1 protein-coding gene is annotated in these 3,781 nt (G+C 52.7%); it reads left to right on the top strand.

Features of this window, described 5'->3' with window-relative positions; all coding sequences use genetic code 11:
* A partial coding sequence (locus L693_RS0113855) for a non-ribosomal peptide synthetase (protein ID WP_025717769.1) occupies positions 1 to 3,781 on the top strand: 3,781 nt, incomplete at both ends.

Genomic DNA, 3,781 nt, shown 5'->3' with positions numbered 1-3,781 from the left:
TATACGGCTTTATATCGTCAGCGAAGGCGGCAAGCTGCAGCCCATCGGCGTACCGGGCGAGCTGTGCATCGCGGGGGACGGAGTGGCCCGAGGATATCTGAATCGTCCCGAACTGACGGCGGAGAAATTCGTGGACAGTCCTTTTGTGCCGAGAGAGCGGATGTATCGGACGGGAGACCTGACCCGCTGGCAGTCGGACGGAAACATCGAATATTTGGGACGGATCGACCATCAGGTGAAAATACGGGGCTACCGGATTGAACTCGGCGAAGTGGAAGCACAGCTATTGAAGGTGGAGGCTGTGCAGGAGGCAATTGTCGTAGCAAGGGAAGACGAGAACGGTCAGAAGCAGATGTGCGCATACTTTACGGCGAATGCAGAGCTGACGGCAAGCGAGCTCCGCGGAGCGCTGGCGCAGGAGCTTCCGGGCTATATGATCCCGTCGTACTTCATGCAGCTTGAGCAAATGCCGCTGAGCCCGAATGGAAAAATAGATCGTAAAGCACTGCCTGCGCCTGAGGGCAATCTTCTAACAGGTGCGAAGTATGATGCGCCAACAACGCCTGTGGAAGCGCGGCTCGCACAGATTTGGAAGGACGTGCTTGGCGTGGGGCATGTAGGGATCAAAGATAACTTCTTTGAAATCGGAGGACACTCTTTGCGGGCTACGCTTCTCGTGTCCCGTATTCACAAAGAGCTGAACGCCCCTATTGCGCTCCGTGAAGTGTTTCAATTCCCGACCATCGAACAGATGGCGAAAATGATCGAAAGCCGGGATCAAGCGGCTTATGCTTCCATTCCGACCGTCGGAGAACGAAGCTACTATCCGACATCTTCGGGACAGAAGCGTTTGTACGTGCTGAGCCAACTCGAAGGTGGAGAAATCAGCTACAATATGCCGGGTGTTATGACCGTAGAAGGGCAACTGGACCGCACGCGGCTGGAAGCTGCGTTCCGCCGACTCATACGCCGACATGAGACATTGAGAACGAGCTTTGATGTCGTGAACGGCGAACCGGTGCAGCGAGTGCATGAGGAAGTGCCATTTACGGTGGAATATATTGAGGCCCAGGAAGAAGAGGCAAAAGACCGCATTCGCGACTTTATCCGCCCGTTCGATTTACATCAGGCACCGCTTCTGCGGGCCGGATTAATCAAGCTGCAGCAAGATCGCCATCTGTTGCTGTTTGATATGCATCATATCGTCTCTGACGGAACCTCGATGGGCGTGTTGACCGAGGAATTTATGCAGATGTACGAGGGAAGCGAGCTGCCGGAGCTGCGGATTCAGTACAAAGATTATGCAGTATGGCAGCAAACGGAGATGCAAAGCGAGCGGATTGACAAGCAGGAAGCCTACTGGCTGGACGTATTCCGCGGCGAGCTTCCGATTCTTGATTTGCCGATTGATGAAACTCGTCCGGCGGAGCGAAGCTTTGCAGGAAAACAGGTTGATTTTGTGATTGATGCCGCCAAAGGGCAGGCTTTGCAGCAGCTTGCGGCGCAAACTGGATCGACCTTATATATGGTGCTGCTGTCCGCATATACCGCACTCTTGCATAAATATACTGGGCAGGAGGATGTGATTGTCGGCACCCCGATTGCGGGAAGGTCGCACAGTGATCTGGAAGGTCTAATCGGGATGTTTGTCGGCACGCTTGCACTCCGCAATTATCCGTCCGGCGAGAAATCGTTTCTTGACTATTTGCAGGAAGTCAAAGAAACGGCACTGCAAGCATACGAGCATCAGGACTATCCGTTCGAGGAATTGGTTGCGAAGCTCAATTTAAATCGGGATATGAGCCGAAATCCGCTGTTCGATACGATGTTTGTGCTGCAAAATACGGAGCAGAGCGAACGGGAGATTGCCGGATTGCAATTCAAACCGTATGTGTATGAGAATCAATCCGCTAAATTTGATCTGACGCTCCTTATAGCGGAGCAAGGCGAGGAACTCGTCTGCAGCTTTGAGTACGCCAGTGCGCTGTTCAAGCAGGAAACGGTCGAACGGTTAGCGAGCCAATTCGTGCAGGTGATCCATACGGTGGTGAGCGCACCCGAGACGAAGCTGTCAAAGATTGCGATCATTACAGCTCAGGAGCAAGCGCAGATTCTGGAGCAGTTCAACGCTCCTGCGGTTGACTATCCGAAAGATAAACCGATTCATCAGATGTTCGAGGAGCAAGTGGAGCGAACGCCGGATCAGACGGCAGTTGTGTTCGGAGAAAGTCGGCTAACGTATCGCGAGCTGAATGATCGGGTGAACCAGTTGGCGCATGCGTTGCGCGCCGAAGGCGTTCGGTCGGAGCAATTTGTCGGCCTGATGGTCGAGCGTTCGCTGGAAATGGTGATCGGGATTTTCGGAATTTTGAAGGCCGGTGGCGCTTATGTACCGATTGACCCGGAATATCCGGAAGAGCGGATTCACTATATTTTAAAAGACTCGGGTACAAAGCTGCTGCTCACGCAAAGTCATTTACGGCAGGAAAAACCTGATTTGGCGAGCTTCGAAGGCAAGATGGTGGATTTGGACAGCAGCCAGGCATACGCAGAAGACCGTTCCAATCCGGGCATTACAGTCAAGCCGAAGGATCTTATGTATCTCATTTATACTTCTGGTACTACAGGACTGCCTAAGGGAACCATGATTACGCAGCAAGGCTTGGTCAACTATATTTGGTGGGCGAAAAAAGTGTATGTAGGCGAGGAAAAGCTTGATTTTCCATTGTATTCGTCGATTTCTTTCGATTTGACGCTTACGTCAATATTTACGCCGCTTATCACAGGCAATACGATCTTCATTTATGAAGGGGCGGACAAGGGGACGTTAATCCAGGAGATCATTGAGGACAATCAGGTGGACATTCTTAAGCTGACGCCGACGCATTTGAGCCTGATCAAAGACATGAAGATGCCCGACCACTCTAGAATTCGAAAAATGATCGTAGGCGGAGAAAATCTCAGCACTCATTTGGCGAAAAGCATCTCTGATCTGTTTGGCGGAAACATCGAAATTTTCAACGAATACGGGCCAACCGAAACGGTAGTCGGATGCATGATTTACCTCTACGATCCTGTGAGGGATACGAAGGAGTCCGTACCGATTGGGGTTCCGGCCGACAACGTGTACATTTACTTGCTCGATTCGCAGCGCAATTTGGTGCCGCCGGGCGTACCCGGAGAGATGTACATTGCCGGAGACGGAGTTGCCCTTGGCTATCTAAACCGTCCTGAACTGACGGCGGAGAAATTCGTGAACAACCCGTTTGCTCCAGGTGGGCGGATGTATCGGACAGGGGATCTGGCCCGCTGGCAGGCGGATGGAAACATCGAATATATGGGACGAATCGACGAGCAAGTGAAAATACGCGGCTACCGAATTGAGCTAGGCGAGGTTGAAGCACAGCTAATGAACGTGGAAGCTGTACAAGAAGCCGTCGTAACGGCTCGTGCGAGTGAGGACGGGCAAAAGCAGCTATGCGCATATTTGGTTGCTGACCGTTCGTTGACGGCAAGCGAGCTCCGCGGAGTATTGGCGAAGGAGCTTCCAAGCTACATGATCCCGTCGTACTTTGTACAGTTGGAGCGGTTGCCGTATACGCCTAACGGGAAAGTCGACCGCAAAGCGCTGCCCGCGCCTGAAGGCAGCTTGCCGACCGGAACCGCCTATGAGGCTCCACGTACAGCGGTGGAGCAAGCGCTGATCACCGTTTGGCAGGGCGTGCTAGGTGTCGGAAGAATCGGCATTCATGACAACTTCTTTGACCTTGGGGGCGATTCG

The sequence above is a fragment of the Paenibacillus sp. 1-18 genome, assembly GCF_000520755.1.
Taxonomy (GTDB): domain Bacteria; phylum Bacillota; class Bacilli; order Paenibacillales; family Paenibacillaceae; genus Paenibacillus; species Paenibacillus brasilensis.
Note: the sequence above shows the minus strand (reverse complement) of the source record. Positions and strands in the feature narration are given on the sequence as shown.